Origin of the sequence: Parasphingopyxis sp. (assembly GCF_052168275.1) — a bacterium.
Taxonomy (GTDB): Bacteria; Pseudomonadota; Alphaproteobacteria; order Sphingomonadales; family Sphingomonadaceae; genus Parasphingopyxis.
On sequence record NZ_JBQLZM010000143.1, the window covers coordinates 13,636 to 29,194 of the forward strand.

At 65.1% G+C, this 15,559-nt stretch carries 17 protein-coding genes and 1 tRNA gene; 6 read left to right on the forward strand and 12 right to left on the reverse strand.

Translation table 11 applies throughout. The annotated features are described in order from the left end of the window. Positions 1-33: 33 nt before the first annotated feature. Positions 34-294 (forward strand): hypothetical protein, encoded by a 261-nt coding sequence (locus tag ACTS1X_RS13150; RefSeq protein WP_442614861.1) that lies wholly within the window; start codon positions 34-36, stop codon positions 292-294. Positions 295-296: 2 nt separating this feature from the next. Here the strand turns inward: ACTS1X_RS13150 and ACTS1X_RS13155 are convergent, their stop codons facing one another. Next, on the reverse strand, positions 297-1,253 hold the full coding sequence (locus ACTS1X_RS13155; RefSeq protein WP_442614862.1) for an MBL fold metallo-hydrolase: 957 nt from the start codon (positions 1,251-1,253) through the stop codon (positions 297-299). Between the two features lie 118 nt (positions 1,254-1,371). Here ACTS1X_RS13155 and rfbA point away from each other — a divergent pair, with 118 nt between their 5' ends. Genes rfbA through rfbB form a run of 4 tightly spaced genes read left to right on the forward strand, consistent with a single transcriptional unit; the run spans position 1,372 to position 4,713 of the window. Beyond that, a complete protein-coding gene (gene rfbA, locus ACTS1X_RS13160; protein ID WP_442614863.1) occupies positions 1,372-2,247 on the forward strand; it encodes a glucose-1-phosphate thymidylyltransferase RfbA in 876 nt (291 codons plus the stop codon). After that, positions 2,244-2,795 carry a dTDP-4-dehydrorhamnose 3,5-epimerase gene (rfbC, locus tag ACTS1X_RS13165; RefSeq protein WP_442614864.1) on the forward strand — a complete coding sequence of 184 codons (552 nt, stop codon included), beginning with the start codon at positions 2,244-2,246 and terminating at the stop codon, positions 2,793-2,795. The genes rfbA and rfbC overlap by 4 nt, the downstream gene beginning before the upstream one ends. Further along, the gene (rfbD, locus tag ACTS1X_RS13170; RefSeq protein WP_442614865.1) at positions 2,792-3,649 is read left to right on the forward strand and encodes a dTDP-4-dehydrorhamnose reductase; all 858 of its coding nucleotides are present in this window, start codon (positions 2,792-2,794) and stop codon (positions 3,647-3,649) included. The genes rfbC and rfbD overlap by 4 nt, the downstream gene beginning before the upstream one ends. After that, positions 3,646-4,713 (forward strand): dTDP-glucose 4,6-dehydratase, encoded by a 1,068-nt coding sequence (rfbB, locus tag ACTS1X_RS13175; protein ID WP_442614866.1) that lies wholly within the window; start codon positions 3,646-3,648, stop codon positions 4,711-4,713. The genes rfbD and rfbB overlap by 4 nt, the downstream gene beginning before the upstream one ends. A 6-nt stretch (positions 4,714-4,719) precedes the next feature. Here rfbB and ACTS1X_RS13180 read toward each other — a convergent pair. Further along, positions 4,720-4,796, reverse strand: a tRNA-Arg gene (locus tag ACTS1X_RS13180). Between the two features lie 81 nt (positions 4,797-4,877). On the opposite strand from ACTS1X_RS13180, the gene ACTS1X_RS13185 reads away from it, so the two are divergent. Further along, positions 4,878-5,381, forward strand: a complete 504-nt coding sequence (locus ACTS1X_RS13185) for a hypothetical protein (RefSeq protein ID WP_442614867.1) — start codon at positions 4,878-4,880, stop codon at positions 5,379-5,381. Position 5,382: 1 nt separating this feature from the next. Here ACTS1X_RS13185 and ACTS1X_RS13190 read toward each other — a convergent pair whose 3' ends face one another. The 10 genes from ACTS1X_RS13190 to ACTS1X_RS13235 all read right to left on the reverse strand — a co-directional run bounded on the left by ACTS1X_RS13190 (position 5,383) and on the right by ACTS1X_RS13235 (position 15,555). Continuing rightward, positions 5,383-5,934, reverse strand: coding sequence for a gamma carbonic anhydrase family protein (locus ACTS1X_RS13190; protein WP_442614868.1), 552 nt, complete (start codon positions 5,932-5,934; stop codon positions 5,383-5,385). Further along, the gene (locus tag ACTS1X_RS13195; RefSeq protein WP_442614869.1) at positions 5,931-6,521 is read right to left on the reverse strand and encodes a GNAT family N-acetyltransferase; all 591 of its coding nucleotides are present in this window, start codon (positions 6,519-6,521) and stop codon (positions 5,931-5,933) included. The genes ACTS1X_RS13190 and ACTS1X_RS13195 overlap by 4 nt, the downstream gene beginning before the upstream one ends. Then, positions 6,518-7,054: a GNAT family N-acetyltransferase gene (locus ACTS1X_RS13200; protein ID WP_442614870.1), complete on the reverse strand. Its 537-nt coding sequence runs from the start codon at positions 7,052-7,054 to the stop codon at positions 6,518-6,520. Before ACTS1X_RS13200 ends, ACTS1X_RS13195 begins: the two co-directional genes overlap by 4 nt. A 166-nt stretch (positions 7,055-7,220) precedes the next feature. Further along, positions 7,221-8,216: a porphobilinogen synthase gene (gene hemB / locus ACTS1X_RS13205; RefSeq protein WP_442614871.1), complete on the reverse strand. Its 996-nt coding sequence runs from the start codon at positions 8,214-8,216 to the stop codon at positions 7,221-7,223. Between the two features lie 160 nt (positions 8,217-8,376). Next, positions 8,377-8,736, reverse strand: a complete 360-nt coding sequence (locus ACTS1X_RS13210) for a VOC family protein (protein ID WP_442614872.1) — start codon at positions 8,734-8,736, stop codon at positions 8,377-8,379. Between the two features lie 7 nt (positions 8,737-8,743). Further along, positions 8,744-11,842: a valine--tRNA ligase gene (locus ACTS1X_RS13215; protein WP_442614873.1), complete on the reverse strand. Its 3,099-nt coding sequence runs from the start codon at positions 11,840-11,842 to the stop codon at positions 8,744-8,746. A 54-nt stretch (positions 11,843-11,896) separates the two neighbouring features. Beyond that, positions 11,897-12,319 (reverse strand): response regulator, encoded by a 423-nt coding sequence (locus ACTS1X_RS13220; RefSeq protein WP_442614874.1) that lies wholly within the window; start codon positions 12,317-12,319, stop codon positions 11,897-11,899. A 227-nt stretch (positions 12,320-12,546) separates the two neighbouring features. Beyond that, positions 12,547-12,933 (reverse strand): response regulator, encoded by a 387-nt coding sequence (locus ACTS1X_RS13225; protein WP_442614875.1) that lies wholly within the window; start codon positions 12,931-12,933, stop codon positions 12,547-12,549. A 69-nt stretch (positions 12,934-13,002) separates the two neighbouring features. Further along, positions 13,003-15,069, reverse strand: a complete 2,067-nt coding sequence (locus tag ACTS1X_RS13230) for a dipeptidyl-peptidase 5 (protein WP_442614876.1) — start codon at positions 15,067-15,069, stop codon at positions 13,003-13,005. A gap of 42 nt (positions 15,070-15,111) precedes the next feature. Continuing rightward, a complete protein-coding gene (locus ACTS1X_RS13235; RefSeq protein WP_442614877.1) occupies positions 15,112-15,555 on the reverse strand; it encodes a DUF2497 domain-containing protein in 444 nt (147 codons plus the stop codon). Positions 15,556-15,559: the final 4 nt, after the last annotated feature.

Consider the following 15,559-nt stretch of genomic DNA (forward strand, 5'->3'; position numbering starts at 1 on the left):
GGGATTGGCACGGCAATTGCTTAACACTTTCCCATGTGGAATCGCGTTGCCCGGCTGTTCGTCATCAAGACCCGTTTCGAAGCCTATCTGATCATCTACGCGCTCGCGGTCGGCGCGACGGCCCGCGGCCAGCTCTACATGATCCAGTATAAGGGACCAGCCGGCATCGTACTGGCGCTGTGCTGTACGGGCGCGGTATTTCTGGGCGGCGCGAAGATATTGGACGCGACGCCGAAAAAGCCCGGCCGCCAGCGTGTGCGCAAGCTTGTCGAACGCTGGCACGGCCAGCGCTGAATTCAGCGCCGCAGTTCCGCCATCAGCGAGAACAGCCCGACGATATCGGGCGCCGACCTGTCGCCGCGATATTCGCGATAGAGCGTGTCGACATTGACCGCGATCCGCTCGGCATCGATCCAGCTCGCATAATCGCCGAGCGCGATGTCGTGCGCCGCGTCGCGGACCGAAAGGCCGGCGTCGAACCGTCGGCGCGCCTCGCGATCGATGAAGCGCAGATATTCCTGCACCTTCCGCACGTCCGCCTTGTCGGCGATCGGCCCGTGGCCGGGAACGATCGCCTCGACGTCCATCGCGAGGATCCGGTCGCAGGCGGCGATCCAGTTGCCGACCGGTCCCGCCCACATGATCGGCGTGCCGTCGATGAACAGGATGTCGCCGGTATAGACGATCCGGTCGTCGGGCAGATGGACGAGTACGTCGCCCGCCGTATGCGCCGGCCCGACCTCGATCAGCGACACCCGCTTGTCGCCGACCGTCAGGCCGAGCTCGCCGGAAAAGGTTTTCGTCGGCGCGCGCTCGGCGACGTTCGCGAAATCGAAATCGCCGAATATGTCGAGCAGGTACCGGCCGGTCGGGCCGAGGCCCGGCGCCGCGGTCATCATCGTGTGGAGCATCGCCGCATCGACCTCCGCCATTTCCCTGGCGCTGGCATCGGAGGCGATGATCTCGGCATGGCGGCACAGCCCGTTGCCATGGGTATGGTCGCCATTGGCATGGGTGTTGACCACGGTGCCGATATCGTCGCCGGACAGGCCGGTCGCGTCGGCCATCGCGCCCAGCATCTCGGCGGTCAGCGTGGCGTCGAACAGCGTGTCGACGAGCAGCGACTGGTCGCCGTCGACGATCAGGCCCGAGTTCGACCAGCCCCACCCGCCGTCCGGCTGCAGCCAGGCCCAGTTTCCCGAACCCAGATCGTGGAGACCGCGACGATAGGACCAGTGCGAAGATGCCGTCATGTCCACGCCTCATTAACCGTTTTCGGATAGCGGTACAGGCTCGATGCTAGATGTTGCGCGGCTGCAATCAAGCCACTAGGCCGCACCAGCAACGGGTTTTGGCTCAGGGGGCCCTTTTATGCGGCGAGGAATTATTTTGGCCGGAGGGTCGGGAACCCGTCTCCACCCGTTAACCACGTCCATCTCGAAACAGCTGCTGCCGATCTACGACAAGCCGATGATCTATTATCCGCTGTGCACGCTGATGCTGGCGGGCATACGCGAAATCCTGGTCATCACCACGCCCCGGGACCGCGATCAGTTCGAACGGCTGCTCGGCGACGGGAGCCAGTGGGGAATCTCGCTGTCCTATGCGGTCCAGCCCAAGCCGGAAGGTCTGGCGCAAGCCTTTCTGATCGGCGAGGAGTTCATCGATCATCAGCCATCGGCGCTGGTCCTCGGCGACAACATCTTCTTCGGCGGCGGGCTCGAAAGCCTGTTGCGCTCGGCCGCGGCGCGCGACGAAGGCGCGACCGTGTTCAGCTATGCGGTGAACGATCCGAGCGCCTATGGCGTGATTTCCTTCGACGCGGACGGCCGGGCCGAAACCATCGAGGAAAAACCGGCGCAGCCGAAGTCGCACTATGCGGTCACCGGGCTGTATTTCTACGACGGACGGGCGAGCGAATTCTCCCGTTCGCTCAAGCCCTCGCCGCGCGGCGAGCTCGAAATCACCGACCTCAACCGGGTCTATCTGGAAAATCAGGACCTTTATGTCGAAACCATGGGCCGCGGCTATGCGTGGCTCGACACCGGGACCCAGGCCGCGCTGACCGATGCCAGCCAGTTCGTCCGCATCATCGAAGACCGGCAGGGGATGAAGATTTCCTGTCCGGAGGAAATCGCCTGGCGCAAGCGGTTCATCACCACCGAACAGTTGCGCGATCTCGGCCGCGCGCTCGATAAGAGCGGCTATGGCGACTATCTGCTCCGGATCGCGGACGAGGCCGGATGATGCATATCGCTGCGACCGAGATCGCCGATGTGAAATTCGTCGAGCCCAAGGTATTCGGGGACGATCGCGGCTTCTTCATGGAAACGTGGCGCGAGGATGTGTTCGCGGAAGCGGGAATTGCGGGGCCCTGGGTCCAGGACAATCACAGCCGATCCGCCCGGCACGTCCTGCGCGGCATCCACTATCAGATCCGGCAGCCGCAGGGAAAACTGGTCCGCGCCACGCGCGGGCGGATCTACGACGTCGCCGTCGACCTGCGGCGCTCGTCGCCGACGTTCGGGCGGTGGATCGGCCGCGAGCTGAGCGAAGACAACAAGGCCATGATCTGGGTGCCGCCGGGCTTCGGGCACGGCTTCCTCGCACTGTCGGAGGGAGCCGAGATCCAGTATAAATGCACCGCCTATTACGCCCCGGAACATGACCGGACGATCCGCTGGGACGATCCCGACATCGCGATCGACTGGCCGCTCCCGGACGGCCAGGATCCGGTCCTGTCCGAGAAGGACGCGGCGGGCCGCCCACTGTCAGCCGCCGATCTGTTCGAATGAAAGCGCTGATTTTCGGCGCGAACGGTCAGCTGGGTCGGGCGCTCCGCCTGACGCGGCCGGCCGCATGGGACGTGACGGGGCTGACCCGGCGGGAGGTCGACATCACCGATGCCGATGCCGTCGACCGTTCGATCGCGGCGACCCATCCCGACATCGTCGTCAATACGGCGGCCTATAACGCCGTCGACGATGCCGAAGGCGCGGCCGAAACGGCCTTCCGGATCAACGGCGAAGCGCCGGGCGGGATCGCCCGGTCATGCGCGCGTCACGGCGCCCGGCTGATCCATATTTCGACCGATTATGTCTTCGACGGCGCCGGGGACACGCCGTTCGCACCGGATTCCGCACCCGATCCGCTCAGTGTGTACGGCCGCTCGAAACGGGCCGGAGAAATCGCCGTTTTGGACCAATCCGACGGCCTGGTTCTGCGCACATCGTGGCTGTATGCCGGCTATGGGCGGAATTTCCTGACGACCATGCTGCGGCTGATGAAAGAGCGCGACGAGCTGGGTGTCGTCGCCGACCAGACCGGAACGCCGACACATGCCGAAAGCCTCGCACGCGCGATCTGGGCGCTGGCAGGGGCCGAGGCGTCCGGGATCCACCACTTCACCGATCGCGGACAGACGACCTGGCACGGCTTTGCAACGGCGATCGAGGAGCGGGCGCGCCGGGCGGGAGTGATCGACGGGTGCCGCATCGTGCCGATCACCACCGCCGACTATGCGGCCGCCGCCGCCCGGCCGCCGTTCAGCCTGCTCGATTGCCGGCAGACCTGGGCGATCACCGGCGAACCGCGCGCCTGGGACACGGAGCTCGATATCGCCCTGGACATATGGAAGGCTTTTCGATGAGTGTGATACTGGTCACCGGCGGCGCGGGCTTTATCGGCGCCAATTTCGTCCGGCACTGGCGGGCCACCCACCCGGCCGACGCGGTCGTCGTTCTCGATGCGCTGACCTATGCCGGCAACCGCGAAAGCCTGGACGGGATCGACGGCGTGGAGCTGGTCGAGGGAGATATCCGGGATTTCGACCTGGCGCGAAAGCTGCTCGCCGAACGGGAGATCGACCGCCTCGTGCATTTTGCCGCCGAGAGCCATGTCGACCGGTCGATCCACGGTCCCGACATCTTCATCGAGACCAATGTGCTCGGCACGCTCAGCCTGCTCAAGGCGGCCAAGGCGGTCTGGCTCGACACCGGCAGCGGCCGGCCGCATCGCTTCCACCATGTGTCGACCGACGAAGTCTATGGCACGCTCGGTCCCGACGATCCCGGTTTCAGCGAAACGACGCCCTATGCGCCCAACTCGCCCTATTCGGCGTCCAAGGCGAGTTCCGACCACATCGTCCGCGCCTATCACGAGACCTACGGACTGGACGTCACGACATCGAACTGCTCGAACAATTACGGGCCGTTCCAATATCCCGAAAAGCTGATCCCGCTGTTCCTGATCAACGCGCTGCACGGCAAGGCGCTGCCGATCTACGGCGACGGAATGCAACGGCGGGACTGGCTGCACGTCGGCGATCATTGCCGCGCGATCCAGGCGGTCGTCGAGGACGGCAAGAGCGGCGAGGTGTACAATGTCGGCGGCGGCGCCGAACTGCCCAATCTCGAGCTGATCGACCGCATCTGCGCGACCGTCGACCGGCTGTTCGAAACCGATCCCGGCCTCGCCGAACGCTTTCCCGAAGCGCCCGCCGCCAGGGGCCGCCCCAGCGATTCGCTCAAATCGCATGTCGAGGACCGGCTCGGGCACGACCGGCGCTACGCGATCGACGACAGCAAGATCGCCGCCGAGCTCGGCTGCCGCCCGGTCAGGAGCATCGACGAGGGGCTGGAGGAAACCGTCCGCTGGTATCTCGCCAACGAAGCCTGGTGGCGCGCCGTGATGGCGCGGCAGGCGGCGGAATAGGGAGAATGGCGCGCCCGGAAGGATTCGAACCTCCGACCCCCTGATTCGTAGTCAGGTACTCTATCCAGCTGAGCTACGGGCGCGCGGGAACGCGCCATGTAGTCGGACTGGCAAACGGGCGCAACCCCGTTGCGGGCAAAAGCCGCACCGCCTAGAGCGAAACCATGATCATGCGCAGCCCGCTTCCCCTCGCCATCCTGCTCCTCGCCGCCTGTGCCGGCCCGGAAGGCGAGGCTCCGTCTCTCGCGCCCCGGCCGATCGAGGGCATATTGGACGAGCCGGTCCGCGCGATTGCGCCGGTCCCCTCGGCAAGCGACGCGGCGCTCGCCGCCGAGATCGACGCGCTCGTGCGCGACGCCGAATCCGGGGACCGCGCCTTTGCCGAAGCCTATCCGGCGGCGCAGGCCGCGGTCGCCGCCGCGGCCGGCAGCGGGATCGAGAGCGAGGCGTGGATCGAGGCGCAGCTCGCCGTGTCCGCGCTCGATTCGACGCGCACCGGAACGACGCGCGCGCTCGGATCGCTCGACGCGATTCTCGCCGAACAGGCGACGACCGGCGAACCGGCAGAAACCGAACGGCTGCTCGCGGCGCGCGAACGCGTCGCGACGCTCTACGAAGGACAGGTCGGCCGCTACGAGGCGCTGAACGGCCGGCTGAGGACCCAGTAGCTCAGGAGTCCGCCACCGCGCCGGCATGGAGCGGCGCGAGCTGCGCATAATGCATCGTGCCGAGATTGTTGATCGCCTGCTGCTGCTCGGTCAGGTCGCGCATCTTCTTGGCCGGGCGCCCGCCCCACATCTCGCCGGCCTTGATGATCTTGCCCGGGGTCAGCATCCCGCCCGCCGCGATCATCCCGCCGCTTTCGATTTCGCAGCCGTCCATGACGATCGCGCCGAGGCCGACAAAGCTCTTGTCGTGCAGTTTGGTGCCGTGGATCATCGCCATATGGCCGATCAGCACGTCGTTTCCGATGATCGTCGGCGTTCCCGGATGTTCGGGCCCGTGATCGCCGTCGCAATGGACGACCGTTCCGTCCTGGATGTTCGATCGCTCGCCCACTTCGATATAGTTCACATCGGCGCGCAGCACGCAATTGTACCAGATGCTCGATCCCGCCCCGATCCGCACATCGCCGATCAGCCGGCAGCCGGGCGCGACGAACGCCGTCTCGTGGATCTGCGGCGTCTTGCCGTTGAACGGGATGATGCTGACATCTTTCATGCTTTGGCTTCCCCTTGTTCGAATTCCCTGCGTTTCGCCGCCCATCGCCCGCGGTCGATGCGATAGACGATGCCGTGCCCGAGTTCGGGACCCCATTCGTCGTACCAGTGATCGAGGTCCGTGCGGCGTTCCATGCCGAGCCGTTCCATCAGGCGCCAGGAGCCTTCGTTGCCCCGGACGGTAAAGGCGGTCACGAAATCGGGATCGAAGGCGTCGAACGCATGGTTCATGCTCGCGACCGCCGCTTCCCGGGCATAGCCCTTCCCCCAGGCATCCTCGCGCAACCGCCATCCGATCTCGACCGTGCCGGGATCGGGCAGCACGCCGTCGTCATCCACCTTCTTGAGCCCGCAAAAGCCGAGCAGTTCCCCGTCTTCCTTCCGCTCGACCGCCCAGAAGGTGTGGCCATGGTCGCGCTGCCAGCGGATCAGCTTGTCGATCATCTCGTCGGTCTTCGCGCGCGTCTGCACGCCGAGCAGGTAGCGCATGACATTGGGCCGCGAATTGACGTGGGCATACATCGGCTCGCGGTCCGCATCGCGCCAATCGCGCAGGATCAGGCGTTCGGTTTCGATGATCGCGGTCAAGCCGGACGCTCCATCGCATAGACGACATGGCGATTGATCGGGCTATCCGGATCGAGCTTGGGATGATCGAAATCGAGCTCGGGCCGATGCGTCAGCCCAAGCTTTTCCATAAGATTCCGGCTCGGCGCGTTGATCGTGGCCGTCATCGAAACGATGCGCGGTACGTTACTCTCGGCCCAGATCCAGCCCATGCACGCCGAGGCGGCCTCGAAAGCCAAACCACGACGCCAATAGGGCCTGGCGACGCGCCAACCAATTTCGAGATCGCCTTCTATCGGACATTCGAAGTTCACGAACTGGAATCCGGCGAAGCCGATAAACGTGCCGTCCTCCTTATGCTCCAATGCGAACAGGCCCAGGCCATGCTCGTCGAAATGCGTGGCGATGCGGCCTGCCGCCGCATCGCTTTCCTCGCGGCTCTGCACGCCGGGGAAGTAGCGCATGACTTCGGGGTCGGCGTTCATCGCCGCAAAGGGCTCGCAATCCGCATCGCGCCATTCGCGCAGGATCAGGCGGTCGGTCTCGATGATCATCGAGGCTGATTATACGGGAACGGCTCGACTACCAACCCCGTCATTGCGAGGAGCCGAACGGCGACGCGGCAATCCAGAGCCATGCACGCTATCGCTAGCTGCTCTGGATTGCTTCGTCGCCCCGAAACGAGTTCGGGCCTCCTCGCAATGACGGCGATGGCGAAATTCAGTCGACCATCAACCGCGCCGCGTGAAGCGCATGATAGGTGAGGACGCCGGACGCCCCTGCCCGCTTGAACGCCAGCAGCGTTTCGAGCACCAGCGCGTCGCGGTCTCCCGCCCCGGCGGCAGCCGCGGCCTCGATCATCGCATATTCGCCCGACACCTGGTACGCGAAGACCGGCACCTCGAACCGTTCCTTCACCCGGCGGACGATATCGAGATAGGCGAGCCCCGGCTTCACCATCACGCTGTCCGCACCCTCGGCGATGTCCAGCGCGACCTCGCGCAGCGCCTCGTCCCCGTTCGCCGGGTCCATCTGATAGGTCTTCTTGTCGCCTTTCAGCAGCCCGCCGCTGCCGACCGCGTCGCGGAACGGTCCGTAAAAGGCGCTCGCATATTTGGCGGCATAGGCCATGATCTGGACGGTGGTGTGCGCATCGTCCTCCAGCGCCTCGCGGATCGCGCCGACCCGGCCGTCCATCATGTCGGACGGCGCGATGATGTCCGCCCCGGCGCGCGCCTGGTTCAGCGCCTGTTCGACGAGCACCGACACCGTATCGTCGTTGCGGACATAGCCGGAATCGCCGACCAGCCCGTCCTGGCCGTGCGAGGTGTACGGATCGAGCGCGACATCGGTGAGGATGCCGATATCCGCGCCGAGCGCGTCCTTGATCTCGCCGATCGCGCGGCACATCAGATTGTCGGGATTGAGCGCCTCCGCGCCGTCGTCCGAACGCAGCTCGGGCGGCGTGTTCGGGAACAGCGCGACGCACGGGATGCCGGCGTCGGCGGCCTCGCGCGCCCGGTCTGCGATCCGGTCGACCGGCCAGCGCGACACGCCGGGCATCGTCGCGATCGGCTGTTCCTCCTCGCCATCGGTGACGAAGAGCGGCCAGATCAGGTCCGACGGATGGAGCCGGTTCTCGGCGAACATCGCGCGCGACCAGGCCGTGGCGCGGGTGCGGCGCAGGCGGAGGGCGGGATAGGCGGCGTGTGACATGGGGAGCGGTTTAGCGGGGAAGACGGAAAGGGACAAATCCTCATCCGTCATTGCGAGGAGCCCCGAACCCGGTTCGGGGCGACGAAGCAATCCAGAGCAGCTAGCGACATTGCCCAGTGGCTCTGGATTGCTTCGCTACGCTCGCAATGACGGGCGACGCTCAACCGTAAACGGCGATCTCGACCCTGAGTCCGTCCGGATCCTTGAAGAAGACGGCGTGGTCGTCGTCGAAATGCTGGATGTCGGGAACCTCGAACCCGGCGTCCGCCATGCCAAACCGCACAGCCTCCAGCGCCTCGATGTCCGGCGCAGTGAAACCGAGATGGTTGAGCCCGGCCCCGAACCGTTCATAGGGCCGCGTGTCGGGTTGCGCCTCCCGCAGATCGACCGCGAGCCCCTCGCCATTCGCCCAGATATGGTCGCGCTGCCTGGTGAAGCCGATCAGCCCGAGCAGCGCGTCGTACCAGCGCGTACTCGCCGCGATATCGCGGGCGAGAATGACGATGTGATCGAGCTTCACGGGCCGCCTAACCGAGCCGCTCGAGCGCCGCCCTCAGCCGGTCGGCCTCGGCCGTCTTCTCGGCATGGTCGGCGCGCGCCTTCTCGACCGCCTCGGGCTTCGCCTTTTCGACGAATTGGGGATTGGAGAGCCGCTTGTCGAGCGAACCGGCCTCCTTCTCGGCGGCTTCGAGCGATTTGGTCAGGCGCGCCTTCTCGGCGTCGAGATCGATCACGCCCTCGAGCGGGATGATATAGGTCGCTTCGTCGACCGGGATCTGCGCCGCGCTACCTCCGGGCGCCGGCTCGGCACTTACGGATTCGATACGCCCGACGCGCGCCAGCGCCGGCCCCTGTCGCGCAAGGCGCTCCAGCGTCTGCTCCGACGCGTCGCGGACGTGCATCGTCAGCTTCGCACCCGGCGGAATATTGAGTTCCGAGCGCGCCGTGCGGGTATCGCCGATCAGCCGTATCAGCCAGTCGATCTCCTTCACCGCCTCTTCGTCCATCGCACGCGCATCGGCGACCGGCCATTTCGCCGTGATCAGCGGATAGCCGTCGCGAGCGCCCATCTTGCTCCACAGCTCTTCGGTGACGAAAGGCATGAAGGGGTGGAGCATGACGAGGATCTGGTCGAGAACCCAGCCCACGACCGATTTGGTCTCGTCGTCGATCTGGCCTCGTTCGTCGTCGCTCACGACAGGCTTGATCAGTTCCAGATACCAGTCGCAGAAGCGGTCCCAGGTGAAATGGTAGATGGTGTTGGCCGCGCCGTCGAAGCGCAGGTCGGCCAGCGCGAGGTCGAGCTTCTGGATCGTCTGGATCGTCTCGGCGATAATCCAGCGATTCACCGGTTTCTCCGCTTCGGGCGCCTCGAGCGTCGCGCTCGCGCCGATGCCGTTGGCCTGGCAGAAGCGCGCGGCGTTCCAGAGCTTGGTCGCGAAGTTGCGATAGCCCTCGACGCGCTTCTCATCCATTTTGATGTCGCGGCCCTGGCTTTCCATCGCCGCCATGAAGAAGCGCAGCGCGTCCGCGCCATACTGGTCGATCAGCCCGAGCGGATCGACGGTATTGCCCTTGGACTTGGACATTTTCTGCCCGTCCGCCGCGCGGACCAGACCGTGGAGATAGAGGGTCTTCCAGGGCGCTTCGCCCATGAAGTGCATCCCCTGCATCAGCATCCGCGCATCCCAGAAGAACAGGATATCGAAGCCCGAGATCAGCACGTCGTTGGGATAATGGCGGGCGAGCTCGGTTCCGGGCTTCGCGCTTGTTTTTCCCGTTAGCCCTGAGCTTGTCGAAGGGCGACTATCGGCAGAGAGACGTGCTTCGACAGGCTCAGCACTAACGGTTTCGTTGTCGGTCGCATCCTCGGGCCAACCAATGGTCGCGAAGGGCCAGAGCGCGGAGGAAAACCAAGTGTCGAGGACGTCAGGATCCTGCCAAATGCCAAGACGCGCACTTACGAAACCGTCGCGCGCCTCACTATGGCTGTCGACAAACTCCAACTTGAAGCCGTTTTCCATCTCCAGATCGAGTCCGGCATCGGAGTAACGCTTTTTCGCTTGCTCCATCGCCTCTTCTGCGCTGTTTGCCACGAAGACTTCTGGTTTGGCAGACCAAGTTCGTTCGACAATATTTTCGAGATTCGGAAGCTCTTCGATCCAATCCAGAGGCTCACCTTCTTGATGATCGTCGGCGTATCCGATTGGAGGCCCATACCACGCCGGAATCCGGTGGCCCCACCAAAGCTGGCGCGAGACGCACCACGGCCGGATATTCTCCATCCAGTTGAAGAAGGTCTTCTCCCAGCTCTTTGGGACGATATTGACCTTGCCCTCGCGCACCGCCTTGATCGGCGCCTGCGCCAGCGTTTCGGCATCGACATACCATTGGTCGGTGAGCATCGGCTCGATGACGACGCCGCCGCGATCGCCGAAGGGCTGCTGGAGGACCTTGTCCTCGACCTTGATCATCAGCCCTTCGTCGTCGATGTCGGCAACGACGCGGACGCGGGCGTCGTAGCGATCGAGCCCGCGATATTCGTCTGGTACGAGGTTGAGCGCATCGATCTCGGCGGCGCTCGCTTCGGCGCCCTTGGCGATCTCGACCGCGCGGGCGGCGGCTTGCGCATAGGGCGCGCCGTCGGTCCGCATCGCCGCCACTTCGTCCATCAGCCGATACATCGGGATGCCGGCGCGCTGCGCGACCTCATAGTCGTTCTCGTCATGCGCACCGGTAATCTTGACCGCGCCCGAGCCGAATTCCCGATCGGGATACTCATCGGTGATAATCGGGATCAGCCGGCGATGCTCCTTGGGGCCGACCGGGATTTCGCAGAGCTTGCCGACGATCGGCGCATAGCGGGCATCATCGGGATGGACGGCCACGGCACCGTCGCCGAGCATCGTTTCGGGGCGCGTCGTGGCGATCGAGATATAGTCGCGCTCCTCTTCAAACACGACGTTGCCGTCAGCGTCGCGCTCGACATAAGTGTAGGTTTCGCCGCCCCCGAGCGGATATTTGAAGTGCCACATGTGACCCCGCACCTCGCGCGCCTCGACCTCGAGGTCGGAAATCGCCGTGCGCAGCGCCGGGTCCCAGTTTACGAGCCTTTTGTCGCGATAGATCAGGCCGTCATTGTAGAGATCGACGAACACCTTGGTGACGGCTTTCGTGAAGCCCTCGTCCATCGTGAAGCGTTCGTTCGCCCAGTCCATCGAGCAGCCGAGGCGGCGAAGCTGACGCGTGATCTGGCCACCCGACTGCGCCTTCCATTCCCAGACATGCTCGACAAAGGCCTCACGCGGCATCTCGGTGCGCTTGACGCCCTGGCTGGCGAGATTGCGCTCGACGACCATCTGCGTCGCGATCCCGGCATGGTCGGTGCCGACGACCCAGAGCGCGTCCTTGCCCAGCAGCCGCTGGTGGCGGACGAGAATGTCCTGTAGCGTATTGTCGAGCGCATGGCCGATATGGAGGCTGCCCGTCACATTGGGCGGCGGGTTGACGATCGTGAAGGGTTCGGCCCCGTCCCGCTCGGGGCGGAACAGGCCCTGCTCCTCCCAATGGGCATACCAGCGCGCCTCGATGGCCGCGGGATCGAAATGTTTGGGTAGTTCGCTCATGGCGACCAGCCGTTAGCAAGGCGCATCGCGCCGCGCCACAGGCTTTTCGCCGCGTCAGTCCTTGCCGAGCGCGTTGCGGATATGTTCGTCCAGCTCTTCCATCAGGAACGGCTTCAGCACGACGTCATATTTGCCGAGGCTGTCGATCGTGATCCGGTGATGCGGAAAGCCGCTGATCAGGATCGTTTTGAGGCCGGCCATCTCCTTGGCGAATTCGGCGACGTCCGCGCCGCCCAGCTCGCCGGGCATGACGACGTCGGCGATCACGATATCGATATCCGGATTGGTCGCCAGCACATCAAGCGCGGACGTGACGTCCGACTTGGCGATGACCGAATAGCCGCACTCCTCGAGCATCTCGCGCGTCACCTCGGCGACATCGGGCTGATCGTCGACGAGCAGGACGGTTACCGGCTCATCGGTGCGGTTCGGCTGTTCCGAGCCGGCGAGTTTCTGGAGGAGTTTCGAAAATGCCATGACCGTCCAACGGCTCGGACGGCCGGGGGTTCCGCGCCTGTCCGGACAAAGAATCGGCACCGTTAACGCTTGCCGCCGCCTCGCTCGCTCCCGCGCCGACGCATTGCGAAATTCGATACGGATATCAGCGCGGTAAGCAGGGCACGGCGGCTTCCGGTCCGTTACGCCGCACGGTTTCCGGGAGATGGACAAAAAGGGTTTACGGCGCGTTTACGCTTTCGGTCGGCCTATTTGCCGGCCAGCGCGGCGCGGATCCGGGCGCCCAGCTCTTCCATCCGGAACGGCTTGAGAATGACGTCGAACCGGTCGAACTGGTCGCTCGGGATCGCCTTGTCCGCATATCCGGTGACGAGCACGGCCTTGAGCCCCATCTCTTCCTGCACGCGCTTGGCGAGGTCCGCGCCGTTGAGCGAACCGGGCATCACGATATCGGTGAGCAGCAGGTCGATATCGTCGCGCTGATCGAGCAGATCGAGCGCTTTCTGGGCGTTGCTGGCGTACACGACGGTATAGCCCAGCTCTTCGAGCATGGCCTGGGCCACTTCGGCGACTTCCTCCTGGTCTTCCACGAACAGGATCGTTGCGCTGCCTTGCTGGTTTCCGTCGTCTGTCACAATCACCCCTTTCGACAGTTACTAATGAATATCTGGTTAGCGTTTTGGTTCCCTCGGCACGCGGGCGGATTACTCGGCCTGTGCGGCGTCAGGACCGGTCCATCGCGCTACCCATTCATAAACCGCGCGGTGCCATTGGAGGCTGTTGCGCGGCGAATTGACCCAGTGATTCTCGTCCGGGAAGACGAGCAATCGGGACGGAATGCCCTGGCGCTGCAGGGCGGTGAAGGCGGCCAGGCTCTGGCTGTAGGGGATGCGGAAATCCCGCTCGCCATGGATTACCAGCATCGGGGTTCGCCAGTTTTCGACATGGTGGACCGGGTTCCAGCGCTCATAGGCCTCTTCCCGCTCATAATAGGGGCCGCCGAAATCCCATTCGGGAAACCACAGCTCCTCGGTCGCATAGTAGAAGGGCCGCAGGTCGAACAGGCCGGCATGGTTGACCAGACAGTCGAACCGCTCGGGCCAGTTGCCGGCGATCCAGTTCATCATATAGCCGCCATAGGAGGCGCCGAGCGCGCATACGCGATCGCCGTCCATCCACCCGTTCGCTTCCAGCACAGCGTCTAGGCCGAGCTGCAGATCGCGCAGCGGCTTGCCGCCCCAGTCATTGTTGATGCTGTCGGTAAAGGCCTGGCCGTAGCCGGTGCTGCCGTGGAAATCGATCGTCACGACCGCATAGCCCTGCGCCGCCATCGCGGCCGGGTTCCAGCGATAGGACCAGCTGTCGCTGAACGAGCCCTGCGGTCCGCCATGGACGAACAGCGCGACCGGCACCCGCGCGCCGTCGGCAAGGTCCGCCGGCCGGAATATCTGGCCGTACACGGTCTCGCCTTCCGCGCCCTCGAAGGAGAAGCTCTCGCGCGCCGGCATGGCGATTTCGGACAGCCGGGCACCGTTGACATTGGTCACCTGGCGCATCGACCCGTCGGCATCGATCCGGAACAGGTCGGACGGCGCGAGCGCCGTCGTCATCGAAACCAGCAGCGAACCGTCCGGCTGCGGCGCGACCGATCCGATGCTGCCGGCATCCGAAATGCGCTCGATCGCTCCTTCGGCTAGCGCGTAGCGGAACACCGGCGTATCGAGCCCGTCCTGCGCCACCAGATAGAGCGACTGGAGATCGGTCGACCAGGCGATGCCGGCGACGCTCCGGTCCCAGTTCTGCGTCAGCGCGCGCGTTTCGCCGGTGATCAGGTCGCGCAGGTGGAGAACCGTCCGGTCGCTTTCATAGCCGGGCCGTTCCATCGCGACATAGGCGAGATAGCGGCCGTCGGGCGACGGGGTCGGCAGCGAATCGAGCGCGGCATTGTCGCCGGTCAGCAGTTCGGGTCCGCTCGAACCGTCGGCGGAGACCCGGTAGATGTCGAGATCGGTCGAGCGCGGCTCGGTCGGCCCGCCCTCGCGGAGCGTGAAGAAGAGCGAAGCGCCGGACGGATGCCAGGCGATTTCCTCGCCGCCGCCGAACGGCCGACTCGGCACGTTGCCGTTCAGCGGCCGCGACACGACCACGCCGTCGCCCGAAATCGCGCCGTCGGCCATCGGGAAAGTCACGAGCCGCGACTGGGTCCCGTCGTTCCAGCTGCCCCAGTGCCGGACGAAAATCTCGTCATAGGAGCGCCCGCTGCCCGCATCGTCCGCGGCTTCCGCGTCGGGGCAGCTGACCGCTTCGCATTCCGGCGCCTCGTCGAACCAGATCGCGATCCGCTCGCCGCCCGGCGCGATGCTGAACCCGGCGATATCGGCCTCGACATCGGTGACCTGCACCGCATCGCCCTCGCCCAGCGGCGCGCGCCAGACCTGGCTCGAACCGCCGGCGTCGGACAGATAGAAGATCGACTGGCCGTCGGCGGAAAAGACCGGCGCGCTCTCGTCGGCATCCGCCGAGGGACGCCACCGCTCGGGCACCGAGCCCGGTTCGCTGAGGTCGAGCAGCCAGAGATCGCCGCGCCGCGCGTCCTCCTCGAGATCGGTCTCGCTTTGCGCATAGACGAGCAGGCCGCCGTCGACCGTCACGCTGCTGCCGCCGAGGCGGTTGAACTGGACGAGGTCTTCAGGCGCCAAGGGGCGCGCGCTGGCAGTTGCGGACAAGGCGGCGATAGCCCCGATCAGGCCATATCGGACGATTGTGTTCATGATCGAGCTTGATAGCGCGCCGACCGGCTTGCGCAAGCCGACTTACCCCCGATGGGCGGCAATCCTGGCGATTTCCCGCGCGACCATCTCCTTGACCATCGCCGGGAGGTTTTCGTCCAGCCATTCCCGGAGCATCGGACGCAGCATCTCGCGCACCAGTCCTTCCAGCGGATGGGCGGAATCGGTGTTGCCGCCCTGGTTCGCCGGATTGGCGATCGCCGAGAGCGCCGCGAGCGCCGCCTGGCTGGCCGCGACCGTATCGTCGGACATGATCGGATCGGCCGCTTCGTCGGCCGGCTCGGGCTGTTCCACCTGTTCGGTCAGTTCGAGCACATCGTCGGACGCGGCCGGTTCGGCGGGCTTGGGACGTTCGCGCCGGGAGCGCGCATCGGGCCCGGAAACGGCGGTTTCGCCGTCTTCCGCGATGATCTTTTTGATGGAAGCGAGAATTTCTTCCATCGTCGGTTCATGGTTAACGTCGCCCATCCGC

Bases quoted from the DNA above. Each gene is read 5' to 3' on its own strand.
- ACTS1X_RS13185 (WP_442614867.1), top strand. From the start codon at position 4,878: ATGATCATGCGCAGCCCGCTTCCCCTCGCCATCCTGCTCCTCGCCGCC.
- ACTS1X_RS13155 (WP_442614862.1), bottom strand. From the start codon at position 1,253: ATGACGGCATCTTCGCACTGGTCCTATCGTCGCGGTCTCCACGATCTG.
- hemB (WP_442614871.1), bottom strand. From the start codon at position 8,216: ATGTCACACGCCGCCTATCCCGCCCTCCGCCTGCGCCGCACCCGCGCC.
- ACTS1X_RS13215 (WP_442614873.1), bottom strand. From the start codon at position 11,842: ATGAGCGAACTACCCAAACATTTCGATCCCGCGGCCATCGAGGCGCGC.
- ACTS1X_RS13150 (WP_442614861.1), top strand. From the start codon at position 34: ATGTGGAATCGCGTTGCCCGGCTGTTCGTCATCAAGACCCGTTTCGAA.
- rfbD (WP_442614865.1), top strand. From the start codon at position 2,792: ATGAAAGCGCTGATTTTCGGCGCGAACGGTCAGCTGGGTCGGGCGCTC.
- ACTS1X_RS13235 (WP_442614877.1), bottom strand. From the start codon at position 15,555: ATGGGCGACGTTAACCATGAACCGACGATGGAAGAAATTCTCGCTTCC.
- rfbC (WP_442614864.1), top strand. From the start codon at position 2,244: ATGATGCATATCGCTGCGACCGAGATCGCCGATGTGAAATTCGTCGAG.
- ACTS1X_RS13230 (WP_442614876.1), bottom strand. From the start codon at position 15,069: ATGAACACAATCGTCCGATATGGCCTGATCGGGGCTATCGCCGCCTTG.
- rfbA (WP_442614863.1), top strand. From the start codon at position 1,372: ATGCGGCGAGGAATTATTTTGGCCGGAGGGTCGGGAACCCGTCTCCAC.
- ACTS1X_RS13220 (WP_442614874.1), bottom strand. From the start codon at position 12,319: ATGGCATTTTCGAAACTCCTCCAGAAACTCGCCGGCTCGGAACAGCCG.
- ACTS1X_RS13200 (WP_442614870.1), bottom strand. From the start codon at position 7,054: ATGATCATCGAGACCGACCGCCTGATCCTGCGCGAATGGCGCGATGCG.
- ACTS1X_RS13190 (WP_442614868.1), bottom strand. From the start codon at position 5,934: ATGAAAGATGTCAGCATCATCCCGTTCAACGGCAAGACGCCGCAGATC.
- rfbB (WP_442614866.1), top strand. From the start codon at position 3,646: ATGAGTGTGATACTGGTCACCGGCGGCGCGGGCTTTATCGGCGCCAAT.